The 14878-nt window shown below is 68.0% G+C and carries 15 protein-coding genes; 8 read left to right on the top strand and 7 right to left on the bottom strand.

Annotated elements, in window-relative coordinates; genetic code table 11:
• Positions 1-84: 84 nt before the first annotated feature.
• The 4 genes from OCW50_RS08685 (at position 85) to OCW50_RS08670 (ending at position 3308) form a co-directional block, all read left to right on the top strand.
• Entirely contained in the window at positions 85-897 is an 813-nt protein-coding gene (locus tag OCW50_RS08685) for an alpha/beta fold hydrolase (protein WP_262297189.1), read from the top strand.
• 137 nt (positions 898-1034) lie between these two features.
• Positions 1035-1298 carry a DUF2934 domain-containing protein gene (locus OCW50_RS08680; RefSeq protein WP_262297188.1) on the top strand — a complete coding sequence of 88 codons (264 nt, stop codon included), beginning with the start codon at positions 1035-1037 and terminating at the stop codon, positions 1296-1298.
• A 172-nt stretch (positions 1299-1470) separates the two neighbouring features.
• Entirely contained in the window at positions 1471-2679 is a 1209-nt protein-coding gene (locus tag OCW50_RS08675) for an MFS transporter (protein WP_262297187.1), read from the top strand.
• Between the two features lie 221 nt (positions 2680-2900).
• Positions 2901-3308, top strand: coding sequence for a hypothetical protein (locus tag OCW50_RS08670; protein WP_262297186.1), 408 nt, complete (start codon positions 2901-2903; stop codon positions 3306-3308).
• Here OCW50_RS08670 and OCW50_RS08665 read toward each other — a convergent pair.
• Complete coding sequence (locus tag OCW50_RS08665) at positions 3281-5386, bottom strand: S8 family serine peptidase (protein ID WP_262297185.1); 2106 nt, start codon at positions 5384-5386, stop codon at positions 3281-3283. The genes OCW50_RS08670 and OCW50_RS08665 overlap by 28 nt on opposite strands.
• A 633-nt stretch (positions 5387-6019) precedes the next feature.
• Between OCW50_RS08665 and OCW50_RS08660 the strand changes: the two genes are divergently transcribed.
• A complete protein-coding gene (locus OCW50_RS08660) occupies positions 6020-6445 on the top strand; it encodes a hypothetical protein (RefSeq protein ID WP_262297184.1) in 426 nt (141 codons plus the stop codon).
• Positions 6446-7061: 616 nt separating this feature from the next.
• Here the strand turns inward: OCW50_RS08660 and OCW50_RS08655 are convergent.
• From OCW50_RS08655 to OCW50_RS08630, 6 genes are all read right to left on the bottom strand, one after another.
• The gene (locus OCW50_RS08655; protein ID WP_262297183.1) at positions 7062-7874 is read right to left on the bottom strand and encodes an LssY C-terminal domain-containing protein; all 813 of its coding nucleotides are present in this window, start codon (positions 7872-7874) and stop codon (positions 7062-7064) included.
• Between the two features lie 99 nt (positions 7875-7973).
• On the bottom strand, positions 7974-8120 hold the full coding sequence (locus tag OCW50_RS08650; protein ID WP_262297182.1) for a hypothetical protein: 147 nt from the start codon (positions 8118-8120) through the stop codon (positions 7974-7976).
• A 213-nt stretch (positions 8121-8333) separates the two neighbouring features.
• Positions 8334-8705: a hypothetical protein gene (locus OCW50_RS08645; protein ID WP_373371344.1), complete on the bottom strand. Its 372-nt coding sequence runs from the start codon at positions 8703-8705 to the stop codon at positions 8334-8336.
• A 127-nt stretch (positions 8706-8832) separates the two neighbouring features.
• Positions 8833-9120 (bottom strand): hypothetical protein, encoded by a 288-nt coding sequence (locus OCW50_RS08640; RefSeq protein ID WP_262272307.1) that lies wholly within the window; start codon positions 9118-9120, stop codon positions 8833-8835.
• 106 nt (positions 9121-9226) lie between these two features.
• A complete protein-coding gene (locus tag OCW50_RS08635) occupies positions 9227-10666 on the bottom strand; it encodes a DUF1254 domain-containing protein (RefSeq protein ID WP_262297327.1) in 1440 nt (479 codons plus the stop codon).
• Between the two features lie 206 nt (positions 10667-10872).
• Complete coding sequence (locus OCW50_RS08630; protein WP_262297181.1) at positions 10873-12693, bottom strand: tetratricopeptide repeat protein; 1821 nt, start codon at positions 12691-12693, stop codon at positions 10873-10875.
• A gap of 144 nt (positions 12694-12837) precedes the next feature.
• Here OCW50_RS08630 and OCW50_RS08625 point away from each other — a divergent pair, with 144 nt between their 5' ends.
• From OCW50_RS08625 to OCW50_RS08615, 3 genes are all read left to right on the top strand, one after another.
• On the top strand, positions 12838-13083 hold the full coding sequence (locus OCW50_RS08625; RefSeq protein ID WP_315974408.1) for a hypothetical protein: 246 nt from the start codon (positions 12838-12840) through the stop codon (positions 13081-13083).
• A 516-nt stretch (positions 13084-13599) separates the two neighbouring features.
• Positions 13600-14157 carry a hypothetical protein gene (locus tag OCW50_RS08620; RefSeq protein ID WP_262297180.1) on the top strand — a complete coding sequence of 186 codons (558 nt, stop codon included), beginning with the start codon at positions 13600-13602 and terminating at the stop codon, positions 14155-14157.
• A 29-nt stretch (positions 14158-14186) separates the two neighbouring features.
• Complete coding sequence (locus OCW50_RS08615) at positions 14187-14831, top strand: L,D-transpeptidase (protein ID WP_262297179.1); 645 nt, start codon at positions 14187-14189, stop codon at positions 14829-14831.
• Positions 14832-14878: the final 47 nt, after the last annotated feature.

The following is a 14878-nucleotide window of genomic DNA, read 5'->3' as shown; positions in this document are numbered from 1 at the left end:
CGCGGGCGCCGCTCCGTCCGGGCGTTGCCGCATGTCGTCGGGCGCGGTAAGCCGTCCCCGAACGAGACAAGGCCGAACGCCGCCATGCCCGATAGCCCGCCGGTCACGATCAACGAGCAGGACACCCGGATTCCGGTCGACGGGGGCAGCCTCTTCGCCAGGATCTGGACGCCGGAGGCTCCTGCGACGCACGCGCCGATCCTGCTGCTGCACGATTCCCTCGGCTGCGTCGAGCTGTGGCGCAGTTTCCCGAAGGCTCTCGCGGCCGCGACCGGCCGGCGGGTGATCGCCTATGACCGTCTCGGCTTCGGCCGGTCAGATCCCTATCCGGGGCGGCTGCCGTTCGATTTCGTCGCCCGGGAGGCGCAGCACGTCGTCCCACGGGTGTGCGAGCAGCTCGACGTGCAGGACTTCATCGCCTGCGGCCACAGCGTCGGGGGCGGCATGGCCGTCGAGACGGCCGCCCGCTTTCCCGCCCGCTGCCGCGCGCTCGTCACGGTCGCCGCCCAGGCCTTCGTCGAGGACAGAACCCTCGCGGGCATCCGCGTCGCGCAGCGCGACTTCCAGGATCCGGCCCATCGTGCGCGCCTGGCGCGATACCACGGCGACAAGGCCCTCTGGGCCGTCGAGGCCTGGATCGGCACCTGGCTGTCGCCCGATTTCGCCCATTGGTCCCTGAACGAGGCCCTGGCAGGGGTCCGCTGCCCGGTGCTGGCCGTTCACGGGGAGCGCGACGAGTACGGATCCGCCGAACATCCCCGCCGTATCGCGGCCGGGCGCGGCACGGCCTGCATCCTTCCCGGAGCCGGGCACGTGCCCCATCGGGAGGACGAGAGGCTCCTGGCCGGTGTGATCTCCCGTTTCCTGAGAGGGGTCGAGGCTGACGGCGTCGCCTGAGGCGGCATGCCGGATCGCGTACATCCGCAAGGCCCATGCAGGGGCGCGGCAGCATTGCGCAAGTCAAGGGCCGTTGTCGCCGGGAGGCGGCGTCCCACATTCGACAGTCTCGAAGCCACTGCCCCAGGAGGCCAAGCATGGATCATCGCGAGGAGAGGATTCGCACGAGAGCCTACGAGATCTGGGAGCGCCAGGGCCGGAGCGGCAATCCCGAGGACCATTGGCTGGAGGCAGAACGGGCCCTCCAGGCCGAGGGCCGGTCATCCGACGCCGCATCGGACCGCTCGGACGCGACGGTCGAGGAGGCGCCCCCCGTCGCAGCGGTCGAGGCCCTTGAGGCCGCATCCGAAGCCCCGGCCAAGACCAGGCGGCCCCGCAGACCGGCGAAGGGCTCGACCTGAGGTCCGACCGTTTCGTCCCGGTCTCGGGCCAGGATGCGGCGGAAGGGCTGCGGCCGAGCGTTCGAACGCCCGGCGCACCCGTAGGGCGCATCTGGACAGGCGACGGCAGACTTCCTAACAGCCTCTGTGAAACGCTCAGCTCGAACCGGCAGGAGCGCATAGGCAGGGGCACATGGGAACGACAGTGGACGAGGGCTCTCACCGCGTGAACCGCCAGGGGATTCCGACAGGCGTCTGGGTTCTCGGCTTCGTGTCGATGCTGATGGACATCTCGTCCGAGATGATCCACGCCCTGCTGCCTGTCTACATGGTGTCCGTGCTCGGCGCCTCGGCGCTCGCGGTCGGGATCATCGAGGGCATTGCCGAATCCACCGCCTCCATCACCAAGATCTTCTCCGGCGCCCTCAGCGACTGGCTCGGCCGGCGCAAGCTCCTGGCGGTTCTCGGCTACGGGCTCGGGGCGCTCACCAAACCGATCTTCCCGATGGCGTCCGGGATCGACGGCCTCGTCGCGGCGCGCTTCCTCGACCGGATCGGCAAGGGCATCCGCGGCGCGCCGCGCGACGCCCTGGTGGCCGACATCGCGCCGCCGCACCTGCGCGGGGCGAGCTTCGGGCTGCGCCAGTCCCTCGACACCATCGGGGCCTTCACGGGGCCATTGCTGGCCATCGGGCTGATGTGGCTGACAGCCGATCATTTCCAGACGGTGTTCTGGATCGCCGTCGTGCCGGCCGTTCTGGCCGTGGCCGTGCTGCTGATCGGGGTCAGGGAGCCGGAGCGCCCGCCAGGGCTGCGCCGGGTGCGCATGCCCTTGAGCCGGAGCGAGCTTCGCCGGCTGGGCGCCATGTACTGGTGGGTGGTGGCGGTGGCCGCCGTGTTCACCCTGGCGCGGTTCAGCGAAGCCTTTTTGCTGCTCCGGGCCCAGTCGGTGGGCTTGCCGGTGGCGTTCGTTCCCCTCGTGCTGGTCATCATGGGCGTGGCCTATTCCCTATCGGCCTATCCGGTCGGGGTGCTGGCCGACCGCATGGACCGCGTGACGCTCCTGGTCGTCGGGCTGCTGATGCTGGTGGCGGCCGATCTGGTCCTGGCCTTCGCGTCCGGGCTGGGGCCTCTGGTGGTCGGCGTTGCGCTCTGGGGGCTGCATATGGGGTTCACCCAGGGCCTGCTCGCCACCCTGGTGGCGGAAGCGGCCCCGGCGGAACTGCGCGGCACGGCCTTTGGCATGTTCAACCTGGTCACCGGGGTGGCGCTGCTGCTGGCGAGCGTCCTTGCCGGAGCGCTCTGGGACAGCGTCGGACCCCAGGGCACGTTTCTGGCGGGAGCCGCCTTCGCGGCTCTGACCCTGGCAGGGGTGATGGTCATTCGTGCCCGCCTGGGCTAGCGCATCGGACGGACCCGTGAGGTCGCGGGTCCAAAAGGATAGGTTCGGGCAATGCCCAGGCTTGGCCTTGATTCAGCCCCGGAGCAGACACGATCGGCTTCTGCGATAGGGCTCCGGTCGAACCCGGACCCGAACGCCAGGATCGAAGCGAGAAGATCGAAGCCCCAGGATCGAAGCCCCAGGATCAAAGCCCGAGGATCAAAGCCCGAGGATCAAAGCCCATGTCGCGGGACGAACTCTTTCCCCTGAGCCATTTCTCCCCCCGGCTGCAATCGGTGATCTGCGGCGAGTTCGCCGGCCGCTGCCCGAGCCTCGGGGAGGTGGCGGCGATCCCGGATGCGCGCTGGCTGTCCACCCCGGCGATCGGTCCGGCCCTGCTGCGCAAGATCCGGGCGGTTGGGCGGTGCGAGGAGCAGCCGGCCGGGCCGCTCAGCGATGCCGAGCTGCTCGCGCGTCTGGCGGCCCTGCAGGAGGAGCTGCGGCTGCTCCAGCAGGCGGTGCGCACCGCGATCCCGGCCCGCGCCGGGCATCCGCACCGGCCGCGCCTGGCCGTTGGGCACGGCCCGCGCGAGCGCCGGCCCGTCGGACGGGCGCCGGCCGATCACGGCTGGTCCACGAACGCACCCTGAGCCGACGCGTCGGAGGACTGCGCCGGTGCCGCGGCAATGGCCGGAGAGGCTTCCGGCGGTTCGCACAGCCCCGCCATCTGGATGAGGCCGAAGCCGAAAACGGGATCGCGCCCGGGCTGGCCGAGGTCGCGCGTGTTCTGCTCGAGGCGCGACTGGACCTCCCTGACGTCCAGGGTGGGACTCGATGCGAGCACCAGGCTTGCGGCAGCGGAGACGAACGGAACCGCATAGGAGGTTCCCGTCCTCAGCAGGCCGTTGCCCTCCGCCGAGGCCGTCCACACGTTCACCCCGGGTGCGGACAGGTCGACATAGGGCCCGCGGGTGGCGCGCCGGTACACATTGAGGTCGTGGTCGATGGCCGTCACCGCGATGACGCCCGGATAGGCCGCCGGGTAGGACGGCTCGGCCCCGGGACCGTTGTTGCCGGCCGCGGCCACGAACACGATGCCCTTGGCCTGGGCGGCCGCAACGGCCTTTTGCAGAACCTCGTTGGCCGGTCCCGACAGGCTCATGTTCATCACCCGGACCCCACGCTCCGCCAGGGCCTCGATCGCGGCCACGAGCGTCATGACGTCGGTCCGGTCGGCCGTGCCGCCATCCCGGTAGAAGGCATCGACCGCCATGATCCGCGCCTGCGGCAGGAGACCCGGCGTCCGGCTTGCCGGCCGTCCGACGAGAAGGGCCGCGACCGCCGTGCCGTGATCCTGCAGCGACGCGGCCGCATGGCGCTCCGGCTGGGCGATGACCTCGACCGCCTGCCCCTTCAGGGCCGGGTGCTCCACATTGACCCCGGTATCGATCAGCCCGATGAGGGGAGCGGGGCCGCACTGAGGCGTCTCGGCATCCGACCATTTCACGAGCGATGTCCAATCCACGGGAGGCTGGACCAGACACTCGGGGCCCGCGCAGGCGGGCGTGTGCTCGTCGAGGTAGTAGAACTGGTCGAAATCCACCGAGGCCTTCGCATCGGCGAGACGGACCAATCGCCGGGCCTCGGCGACCGACAGACCCGCCGGGGCCCGCAGCCTGACCACCTGAGCGGTGATGCTGCCCTGGGTCCTGGCCTCGATGCGGAAGCCCTGAGCTGTCAACCGGCCCAGGTTCTCGGGCGACAGGCCCGACGCCACGATCGAGCGCGTGGATTGCCGCGGCTTCGGGCGCCGGTCGATTTCTTCGGCGACAGGAAGGGCTGCCGGCAGCGGGGTTTGGACGGGCGCCACCATGCGGGCCGCCGGCTTGCGCGCCGCGGCCTTTGCCGCGGATCTGGCCGTGGACTCGGCCGTGGACTTGGATGCGGACTTGGATGGGGACTTGGATGCGGACTTGGATGCGGACTTGGCCGGACCGTGATCCCGCGATGCCGATGCGCGGGCCTTGCTCTGGCCGGCCGAGGCTTGGCCGGCGCTCGTCCGGGCCTTGTCGGCGACCCGAGAGCCTGTGCCGCCCGTCGCGCTTCCAGGGTGCGGCGCGCCGGCGTTGCCGGTTCCCGCACGGCTCGCCGAAGCCGCACCGGTTCCATTGTTGATGCCGGCGTTCCCGTTCCCGCTGGCATTGCCCTTGCTGCCGTTGCCGGCGCCATTGGCATTGCCCTTGCTGTCGTTGCCGTTGCTGTCGTTGCCGTTGCTCCTGCCGCCGCCTACGCCGCCACCAAGACCGCCCGCGTTCGAATTGCCTTTGCCGCTGTTGTCATTCGCGCTTCCTGCCCTGGCGCCGGCATTGCCGCCGCTCCGTCCGCCGCCGTTTCCGTTGGCGCCGGTATTGCCATTACCATTGCCTCCGGCATTTCCCTGATTGCCGCCGTTGCCGTTGCCGGGACCTCCGCCCCGACCGCCATCGGATTTGCCTCCGCCGTTATTCCCGCCGCCTGCGTTGCCGCCGCCGTTACCCTGGCCTCCCCCGTTTCCGCCTCCGTTGCCATTCCCCCCGCCGTTTCCGTTCCCGCCGTTGTCCTTGGCAAGCGCAGCCTCGTCCAGGATGGACAGGCTGGGCCCATGGCCAAGATCCAGCTGAATGCGAACGGGAAGGGCAACAGCAAGGCCAGCCACCGCAAGAAGGGTATGTCGCCACCAGCGTGTCATGGTTCCCTTTCGTGCCGGCACCTCAGCCGCGACCTTGGCTGTTGCGGCCCCATCCACGAATCAACGCGTGACGGAGCCTGAAAGGTTGCTCGGACCCTTCACAAATTTCCATGTCTTGTAGACTACCTGAGATGAACGGAACCGAACCAATCACGAAATGTGTCGGATGATGAGCTTGGCCATGGGTTCGGGCATGGGAGCAGGCTTGCCTGGTCTGCCCGGCCGGGCCTGGACTCTCTGAGGGTGGAATAAAGGCGGCGCGTGTCCCGTGATGTCAAGCCGATGGCTCCGATGGTCAAGCAACGGCGTCGGGATCGGGTAGTCTCGTCGCCAGAGAGTGAAGCAGCCAAGGACAACCCGAGACCTCCTGGAGCCCGGGATGGTCCCTGACACCGATCGGTTCGTATCGGGGAGGACAGCGTATGCACTGCACATCGCTTGCGCTCCTTTTGCCGCTGTCGCGTGCACGGCCGTCCCATCGCACGCGCAGGCGCGCCCGCGGGATCGACAGGTCGGGTCAGGCGATCCTCTCGTCTTGGGAGTGAGACCGCGCGACACGGATGCATCCGCAGCGCTCCATCCGTGCCCCATGCCATGTGACATGCTTCGCCATCCTGCGGAGAGGAGGTTTCCATGAAGATTCTGACCATGCTCGTCGGTGCGGCGTTGACAGCTTGCGCCGGGTTTGCTTTTGCCCAGTCGCAGCCCAATCCCATTCAGGGCACGCCCACCTCGCTCTTCCCCTACGCGACTCCGAACGAGGTCCAGATCATCAACGGCGTGCCGTGCCGGACGGTCCTCGTACAGGGCAGCAACGTGCGCGTCCCGGTGGAATGCGCCGGTCGGGTCGCGGCCGGGACGTTCGAACCGAGTTCAACGGGGAGCATCCGGGTCGAGGAGGGAGGCGGGCGCATCCTTGCGGGTCGCCCGATCTCCGGCACGCCCAATGCGATTTTCCCCTATGCCGCGCCGAACGAGGTTCAGATCATCAACGGGGTGCCCTGCCGCACGATCCTCGTTGACGGCACCTATCGGGTTCCCGTGGAGTGCGCCCGCTGAACGACGGTTATGGCCCTGGCATCGCGCGGCGAGATGGCTGACGGCCGGCGTCGCGCCCCGATAGCGGGCCCAGACTGGCCAGACTCGCGTGAGGACGAGAGACGTGAAGCATGCCTGCATGTCCGAGCCGTCGAGCCCTGCCGGTTCCGAAGACCGTTTCGTTGACGACCCGCTCCTCGCGGTCTGTGAGGCCCGCTTGCAGGGCCAGGCATTCGGGTTGGAAGGCCGAGATGGTCGCAGTGCGGCGGACCTCATCGCGGCGGGATGCCTCCAACGGTTCGAACGGTGCGCCGGCGAGCAGCAGCCGCATACCAAGGAGCGCGACACGAATGCGCCGCGTCACGCCTTGCTTCGCGCTCAAGCATCGGACGTGTCGTCGCACTCACGCCCGATGCTTGAGCTATTGTTTGGGGCATCTTTTCACGAAAAGCCGGTTCCCACTTTTCACGTCCGATGCTCAACCCCTTAAGCGGCGCATCGTTCGACGCGAAAAACCGGGTCCGGTTTTTCGCACGATGCGCTCGGAGCTGGCGTCACCAGGCGGGCCAGCGATCTTCTTCCCTCAAGAGGTGGCGGCCGGGATGTCGAGCACCCTGCGAGGGTAGGCGAGGTCGCTTCACGGCTGCGGCGATGAGCCCATGACGGCGTTCCAGATCGCATCCTTCGCCGCAACGAGCGCCGGGCTGGGCAAGGTTTCGGGTGGCTGCGAGCGCCTTTGCCCGGCGGCAACGAGGACGGCCATCCAGATCTCCCCATCGGTGGAGTAGCGGTCTCCTTCGCCGTTCCGTCCGCTCAGCGTCGGCCCGATTCCCGACACCTGATAACGCACCTCGACCATGCCGGCCTGCACGAGATCGGAGATTAATCCGTCACGCTCCGCATCGATGTCCGGATCGATGTGATGGGTGACCTGGCCCGTGTATCGGCTCAAGCCCACGCCGCGGTCGAAGGTCGCCGAACCGAGCCAGACCGGCCGGCCTTCCTGCCCGCGCGCCAGAACCTTCCAGAGCCGGACATGGTGCCGACGGTCGGCGCTCGAGCCCACCGGCTTCTCGAACGCGAGATCCTCCCGTCGTCCCTCGTAGAACAGGGGGCTGACCGGGGCATCCGGATCCGGCCGGTCGAGGACCACGCTGCCGATGATCGCAAGGCTGGTCCGGAAGGTGATCGGGTCGGCCGGATGCCAGCCGGCACTGTGCATGGCTCGCACGATATCCTCCTGCGAGCCGACGAGGCCCACATTCAGGGGATCACCGGGGATGCCCTGCGCCGTGTGGGTCAGCATGGGCTGACCCTCGAGGCCGCGCTGGTGCTCGTAATGGGACCACGCCGATGGCAGGGCCACGTAGGCGAGAAGACCGTAGAGCCCGAGAAGGGTCAGGCCCAGCAGCAGGCCGCTTCTCACCTTGGGGTGACGGCGCGACGGCATGGCCTCACCTCTTCGGACGGAAATGGGAACCCCGGCGGGGTCGTCGGAGCGCCGTCGCGTCGCAGGCATCTCGCAGGCTGTGATCGCGACGTGCCTGCATCAGCGGCCCGACACCGTGCGAGCTGCCTCCGGCACCCTTGAACAGGCCGCCGCGTCGGACGCACATGGCCCGGCGCGGGCGGAGGCTGGTCCGAGGCGGGTCACCAGCAGGGCGGCGGCAAGCCTCGTCGAAGGTCGAGAGCTCATGGGACAGAATCCTCTTGTGCCGCTCATGCTGAGCCTACTCTCCGTCCGCTGTCCAGCCGTGCACACCATGCTGTCGCGCTGTGACGGTTATCGGCGTGACGGAGGCGCCGCTGGAGCCGGACGGCCTGGTATGCTGAGCCGGGCTCCATGTCTTGCCGGGTTCCATGTCTTGCCGGATCCTTGGCTTGCCGGATCCTTCCGCCGCAAGGACCCTCACTCGTTGCCGCAGGGCGAGTACGGGTAGTAGCCGCACACATTCGGGATCACGGCCGAGTTCTCGGCCGCATAGGCCGCACTATAATTGGAGACCCCCGACCGCCCGTACCAGGCGCCATGATAGGCAGGGGCGTGCCAGTAGCGGCCAAAATCGTCGATGAACAGGGCCGCCGGCCCGCTCGCGCCGTCCAAGTTGCCCTCCAGCACCGCCACGTCGAAGGTGAGGTTGCCGCCCTCGAGCTTGGGCGCCTTCAGGGTCACCACGGCGTCGCTCACCTTCGAGCCGTCGCCGCCCAGGACGGACACGGTGGCGTTGGGCGGATCAACGGCAAAGTTGTTCTTGCCCTCGTCCCAGTGCCTGCTGAACATGGCGCGGACTCCCTTACTTCAGCCGCCGGCACACCAAAGTGCCGGCGGCGATGAGAACGCGTGATGGGGCTTGCCCGCCTTCGACCGGCGGGTGGCATGTCAGAACGGACCCGCCGGTCTCAGGCAGTCAGAAATCGTCCGACCCGTCCTTGCACCGGTAGCCGATGAAGCATTGCGGGTTGTTGGAACTCGGAACCCACGCAGGCTCGGGGAACTGATCGACGAGACATTCCGCGCTGCTCCTGACGAAGCGGGCGTAGGTGGAGGGACTGGTGTCGAGAACGACCGCGCCGTCCTTCAGCACGAGTTGGCGGTTGGCCGAGCACGTCCGCTGCGACGTGGGCGGCCCGACCTGGGCTGCGGCTGCCGTCGCCGTCAGGACGAGAGCAGAGATTGCGAGCAGGCGTCTCGACATCGGTCCCTCCTGTGGGTTTGAAGCGTGAATTCCGCTCCGAGGCTCCCTCTCTTGACCGGCGCATCGGAAGAGACGGAAAACCGGGTCCACTTTTCCGTCCGATGCGCTAGGCCCGATCGCTCACCTTCCTGACCGGCGGGATCGTCCACGTGCCGTCGATGATCGACGGATTGCTCTCGTTCGGCCAGTACATGCGCAGCATCAGGATGAACTTGCCGGCCGGGGCGGGCAGCCAGTTCGACTCCTTGTCCGCTCCGGGCGAGTCTTTCTGGATGTAGAGGTCGACCGAGCCGTCCGGATTGGCCTTCAGGTCCTGGCGCGCGCTGATCGAGTAGCGGTTGATCGGGTTGGGCACGAAGAAGTAGGCACCGTCATACATGGTCAGCGACCAGAAGCCTTCGACCGGGGGCAACTGACCCTTGGCAATGCGCATCACGTACTTGTTGGCCCCGTCATAGGATTGGCCATCGCCGTCCTTCTGCGAGGTCGGATAGACCGCGTCCTGCGGGCGGTTGGCGCCGAGGCCGATTGCCGTGACGAGGGCCCGCATCAGGTAGTCGGTGCCGTAGATTCCGGTCTTCGTGGTGAAGCCCCAGCCGTCGATGTCGTGGACGTCCTTGTTGATCTTGAACTGGATCATGATCCGGTCGTTGGCGATGTCCGGGATGCGCCGGGCGAAGTCGGCCCGCAGCTTGCCCGCATCGAAGGCTTGGCCGGGTACGAGCCCGATCCGGGCGAACTTCGCAAGCGCAGGGGCATCCGCCGCCGACGGCGGGTTGGTCTTCATCAGTTCCGCCAGAAGGGTGAAGTACGCCACCGCGTCCATGCGGTTCACCTGGTCGCGCACGGCGGTCTTCATGTCGATCGAGGGATCGACCTTGCCGGCAGGCGGCGTATACGGCTTGCCGTAGGCGCTGAGCGGCACCAGCTTGACCTGGTCCTGAAGCGCATGCACCTCGGCATAGTCCTCCGGCGTGCCGGTGCAGTAGATGCGGCCGAGCAGCCAGACGATGTTGGTGGGAGACTTGTAGTCCTTGACGCCCGCCGGCAGCGTGCCGCTCCAGCCGGGTCCGGTGATGGCATAGGTCTGGGCGCCGGTCCCCGTGGTGCGCTTGCCGGGAACCTGGAACACGTTCGTCCAGCCGTCCAGCATCGGCATGAGGAAGTAGCGGTCCTTCATGTCCGGAAGGCTCAACACCCAGGGCTCCTTGCCGACGTCGAAGAACGCGGTCGTATAGAGCGTGTCGGCGTTGGGTGCGGTCACGTCGCGGAAGGAGGCATCCGGATAGTGCCTGAGCTTGATGACCTGGCCCATCGGGGCCCGGGTACCTTCGGGGGCGGCCACGTTGGTGATGACCCGGCGTGTCATCTCCATGGTGACCAGCGGATAGCCGTAGATGTAGGCGTCGGTGGCCAGCCAGAAGTCCTCGAGGCCTTCGTCGAGGCCCAGCAGCTCGCCCAGATGGGCCTCGCTGACGGTGCTCACGGTGGTGCCGGCGAGCAGGCTCAAGGCCCCGATCGTCGCCTGTCGGCGGGTCAGCTTCATCGTCATGACAAGTCTCCGTTGCATCTGGGTTCTGGGAACGGCGCGACACTTTTCCCGGCATGGCGGACGATCCTGACCCGCGGCTCCCCGCCCGGCGGGACCCGTGGGTGAACTCGTCGGAATCGCCATCCCCACTGTCTGGACGCTAGCAACGGCCGGGGATTCGCGCCTGTAGCATCGTGTAGTTTACGTGGTGGTGGCGAGGGTCAGTGCGGCGATGTCGATGCCTGAAGGGCCGTTTCCGCGGCCGTCCGCGTCGGCACCGGGAAGCCGGCCTTGCGCGCGCCCTCGGCGAAATGGGCCGCGTCCTCCGGCCGGTAGTTCCGCTTGGCCATCTCGTCGTCCCAGTGCTCGAAGATGGTCGGGCGCATGCGCAGGAACGCATCCCGCGCCTCGGCGGTCTCCGGCGCCTTGCCGAGCTGGGCGTAGATGACGGCGGCGACGAAATGATAGAGCGGGAATTTCTCCAGGGCCGACTGCCGGATCAGGCCCTCGGCGCGGACGTAGTCGCGCTGCATGTAGGCATAGACCGCCAGAACCCCGCTGTAGTAGCCGGAATGGCCCGGGTTGCGGGCAAGCGCCTGCTCGATCAACTCGGCGCCGCGCTGCCAGGCACCCGCCTGGCCGAGACAGGTCCCGAACGCGCCGAGCAGCTCGGTGTCGTTCGGGTTCAGCGCCACCGCCCGCTCGCCCACCTCCAGCGCCTCGGCCGGCTGCCGGGCGAAGAACAGCGCCATCATCAGGGATTGCAGCGCCCGCACGTTCTCCGGATCGAGGCGGATCGCCCGTCGGGCGGCTTCGAGCGAGCGCTGGATCGGGGGGCTTGCCCCAACCCTCGGATTGAACCCGAACCGGTCCTCGTCGAGGTAGAGAACGGACAGCATCGCCCAGGCGGTCGCATAATCGGGATGGGCTGCAACGGCCCGCTCCAGGCAGGTTCGGATCGCCCCATGGCTCTCCTCTGTCAGCGCGGCCCGGTAATCGTAGAACCTGAGCGTGCACGCATAGGCTTCGAGGTCTCCGGGCGGGTGGGATCCCGTCCGAGTCCCGTCGGCCCGTTGGATGATGCCGTAGGGCTGCGCCACGGCGGTTGCGACCCTGCGGGCGATGTCGTCCTGGATCGTGAAAGGATCACGGACCTGCAAGTCCTCGTCGTAGGTCTGTGACCACAGGACGGCGCTGGTCTGTGCATCGATGAGCCGGCCTGTAATCCGCAAGCGGTGCGCCGCCGCCCGGACACTGCCCTCGAACACGTAGCGGACGCCGAGATCGCGGCGGATGCGGGCCATATCGGTTCCCGGCAGGATGCTGCGCGACGTCTCCCGCCCGATAACCGTGATTTCCTTGAAGCGGGCGAACTGGCTCAGGACCTCCTCGGTCAGGCCATCCGCATAAGACTTCGCCGCCGGCTCGCCCAGGGCCTCGAGCGGCAGCACGACCAGGGTAGGCCCGCCGGGCGGAAAAGGTGCCGATGCCTGTGGCGTGCGGGACGCGCCGTCACGCCACGGGACCCACAGGAGAAGCCCGCCAAGGAACGCGAGGCAGGCGACCGTCGCGGGCCAAGGGACCCGGCGCCGTGGCGGCGGATCCGCCGGAGGGACGGGCGCCAGGGAGGCCGGGCCAGGATCCGCGCCCGCAACCGGCGCCGTGCGCGAGGCGAAGTGCGGGACATAGCCCCCTTTCGGGATGGTGATGACCACCGGGTCCAGGGCGCCGACCGAGAGATAGTAGCGCTCCAGCGCCCGGCGCAGTCGTCCGGCCTCGATGCGCACGACGGGATCGCTCTGGGCATCGAAATCCGCGTTGCGCTCGAACACCTCGGTGCCGATGGCATAGGCCTTGATGCGCTGGGCGCGGCCGGCGAGCGTCTCCTCGACGACATAGCGCAGGAACCGGCGCACCCGCGCCGAAGCGTCGAGGTCAGGGCTGGCCAGGAGGACTTCGAGCTGGGCGCGCACGTCCTCCGCCGCGGGCGGCGACTGCGCCTGCGGCGAGGCACCGACAGTGCCGTCGCCTCCGCCGAGCATGAATCGGTCCGTTATCCGCGGGCGCACGAGACGCCACGTTCCGTAACCTACAGTAACATACTCCCCGCGCGTGGGGTATGGGGCGATGCTGGGACTGTGGGGCGGCGCATCCGTGCCGCCCGAACCCGGCAACGGGGTTGCACCATGATGCATCACGCCGTCCAGGCCACCATCGCCCGCTTTCCGGACCGTGGACATGCCATCGAGGAACTGGCCCGAAAGGACGACGGCTTCATGTCCATCTGCGAGGATTTCGCCGCCGCGCAGGCGGCCCTGGCGCACTGGGAGCGCTCAGGCTCTCCGGTGAGGACGGCACGCTGCGCCGAGTACCGGGAGCTTGTTCGGGATCTCGCAGCAGAGATCGAGGCCGAACTGGATCGCAATACATAGGAAGCCCTAGCGCATCGGACGGACCCAGAGGGCCGGGTCCGCGCCGAAGGTGCTATGGGCGTGAGCAAAGGTCCGCCTGTCGCATCGTGTCGTTTACGGAGTGGCGGTGTTGGGCACGGCCGGGATCCATGACGCCCGGAACACGTCCCTGCAGGTCTGTGCGGCATGCGCCTACGGTCAGTTGCTTCCGCCCCGCGGCCTTCTGCCAGACGATGGCTGCTGCTGGACAGTGCTCCCTGAGCCGACTTCGGGCCGACCGGAAGCCACGGTCGCGCTGCGCCTTCTGTCCCAAATGGCTAAGCGAACGTCTCGAAGTGTCAAGCGCAGCGGTGCGAGCCCACATAGGGTCTTCCCCTCCGGTCGGCACAGGCATCAGGCGTGGCATGGGAAAGCCGGCATCTCACGAAGGAGATGCCATAGCGCCTGCCGAGGCGCGTGGACGGAGAACCCGATCCTCCGGCCGCGGACATCGCGGCCGCGAGATAACATGTCAGGCTACAAGGACAGGAGCCGAACGTGCCGCTGTTCAGCGCTAACGATGCAGGGACGATCGATCATCGGAAGAGGGCTTTGTCGCCGGCCTGTCTCTCGGCGGCAACGCGGCCTCGTCTGATCGCCCTTCCCGGGTTCGCTGTCGCGACGATCGCGTCGCTCGTGGTGGCGGGCTGCACGGTCGCGTCGGGCGAGGCTCCTTCCCCTGTTGCCGTCGAGGCCTCGGCCTCCATTCCCCGCGAACGTCTGATCGGGCGGTGGGGCATCGCGTCATACCACACCGACAAGGACCGTCCCCGGACGGAGCGAGAGGCGAGAGCCCAGTGTAGCCAGCCCTACACCATTGCGAAGGGCCCGACCGACGGCGTGATGATGCATGTCGCGGACGATCCGAAGCTCTACGAACTGCGCCTCAAAGGCGACGCCGCCGGCCGGACCTATCTCGGATTCGAGGCCCCGCCGGGCGATCCGCAGGATCGCGAGATCCTCTCGAGCACGAGCAGCCTCATGACCATGCGCTTCGTCGATCCGGACGCGAACCGGCGGTACGGAACCTTCGTGTATGTGCGGTGCGGAGCCTGAGGGTCGAGGCCTTATCCCCGGAGGAGAAGATGCGGACACGCGATGACCGAATCGTCCAGGTGAGTACGGCGCTTGCGCTGGTGTTCGGGCTTTCCTTGGCGGTTTGTCTGCCCGATGCAGCGGATGCGCAGGCGCCGCCGAAGCCCGTCATCCAGGAGACGCTGGAGATCGGCGACGAGCCGGGGCGCATATCCACGGAAGAGGTCGTCATCGCCGATGGGCCCTATGCCCGACAGGTCGTGTTCTTCCGGTCGAACGAGGCGCCCGGGACCCTCGTCATCCATACGTCGGAACGGTTCGCCTATCTGGTCCAGGGCAACAATCGCGCTCTCCGCTATGGCATCGGCGTCGGCCGCGAGGGTTTCCAGTGGTCCGGTCTGGTTCGCGTCAGCCGCAAGGCCGAATGGCCCGACTGGCGCCCGCCGCCGGAGATGATCGCCCGTCAGCCCTATCTCCCGCGCTTCATGGCCGGCGGCCCCGGCAATCCGATGGGAGCCCGCGCCCTCTATCTCGGCTCGACGGTCTTCCGCATCCACGGCACCAACCAGCCGGAGACGATCGGCCATGCCATCTCGTCGGGCTGCTTCCGGCTCGCCAACGGCGACGTGATCGACCTCTATGCCCGCGTGCCGCTCGGCACCAAGGTCGTGGTCCGCCAGGGACCCAGCCTGTGACCTCCAAGTCTCCCGGACATGCTGATCCGGGAGCGGAACGCATCATC

The organism is Microvirga sesbaniae, assembly GCF_025460805.1.
Taxonomy (GTDB): Bacteria; Pseudomonadota; Alphaproteobacteria; order Rhizobiales; family Beijerinckiaceae; genus Microvirga; species Microvirga sesbaniae.
Note: the sequence above shows the minus strand (reverse complement) of the source record. Positions and strands in the feature narration are given on the sequence as shown.

Coding starts and splice junctions, on each gene's coding strand:
- OCW50_RS08680 (WP_262297188.1), top strand. CDS start 1,035: ATGGATCATCGCGAGGAGAGGATTCGCACGAGAGCCTACGAGATCTGG.
- OCW50_RS08645 (WP_373371344.1), bottom strand. CDS start 8,705: ATGTTCAGCAGGCACTGGGACGAGGGCAAGAACAACTTTGCCGTTGAT.
- OCW50_RS08655 (WP_262297183.1), bottom strand. CDS start 7,874: ATGCCGTCGCGCCGTCACCCCAAGGTGAGAAGCGGCCTGCTGCTGGGC.
- OCW50_RS08640 (WP_262272307.1), bottom strand. CDS start 9,120: ATGTCGAGACGCCTGCTCGCAATCTCTGCTCTCGTCCTGACGGCGACG.
- OCW50_RS08670 (WP_262297186.1), top strand. CDS start 2,901: ATGTCGCGGGACGAACTCTTTCCCCTGAGCCATTTCTCCCCCCGGCTG.
- OCW50_RS08615 (WP_262297179.1), top strand. CDS start 14,187: ATGCGGACACGCGATGACCGAATCGTCCAGGTGAGTACGGCGCTTGCG.
- OCW50_RS08665 (WP_262297185.1), bottom strand. CDS start 5,386: ATGACACGCTGGTGGCGACATACCCTTCTTGCGGTGGCTGGCCTTGCT.
- OCW50_RS08650 (WP_262297182.1), bottom strand. CDS start 8,120: ATGAGCTCTCGACCTTCGACGAGGCTTGCCGCCGCCCTGCTGGTGACC.
- OCW50_RS08625 (WP_315974408.1), top strand. CDS start 12,838: ATGATGCATCACGCCGTCCAGGCCACCATCGCCCGCTTTCCGGACCGT.
- OCW50_RS08635 (WP_262297327.1), bottom strand. CDS start 10,666: ATGAAGCTGACCCGCCGACAGGCGACGATCGGGGCCTTGAGCCTGCTC.
- OCW50_RS08685 (WP_262297189.1), top strand. CDS start 85: ATGCCCGATAGCCCGCCGGTCACGATCAACGAGCAGGACACCCGGATT.
- OCW50_RS08675 (WP_262297187.1), top strand. CDS start 1,471: ATGGGAACGACAGTGGACGAGGGCTCTCACCGCGTGAACCGCCAGGGG.
- OCW50_RS08660 (WP_262297184.1), top strand. CDS start 6,020: ATGAAGATTCTGACCATGCTCGTCGGTGCGGCGTTGACAGCTTGCGCC.
- OCW50_RS08630 (WP_262297181.1), bottom strand. CDS start 12,693: ATGCTCGGCGGAGGCGACGGCACTGTCGGTGCCTCGCCGCAGGCGCAG.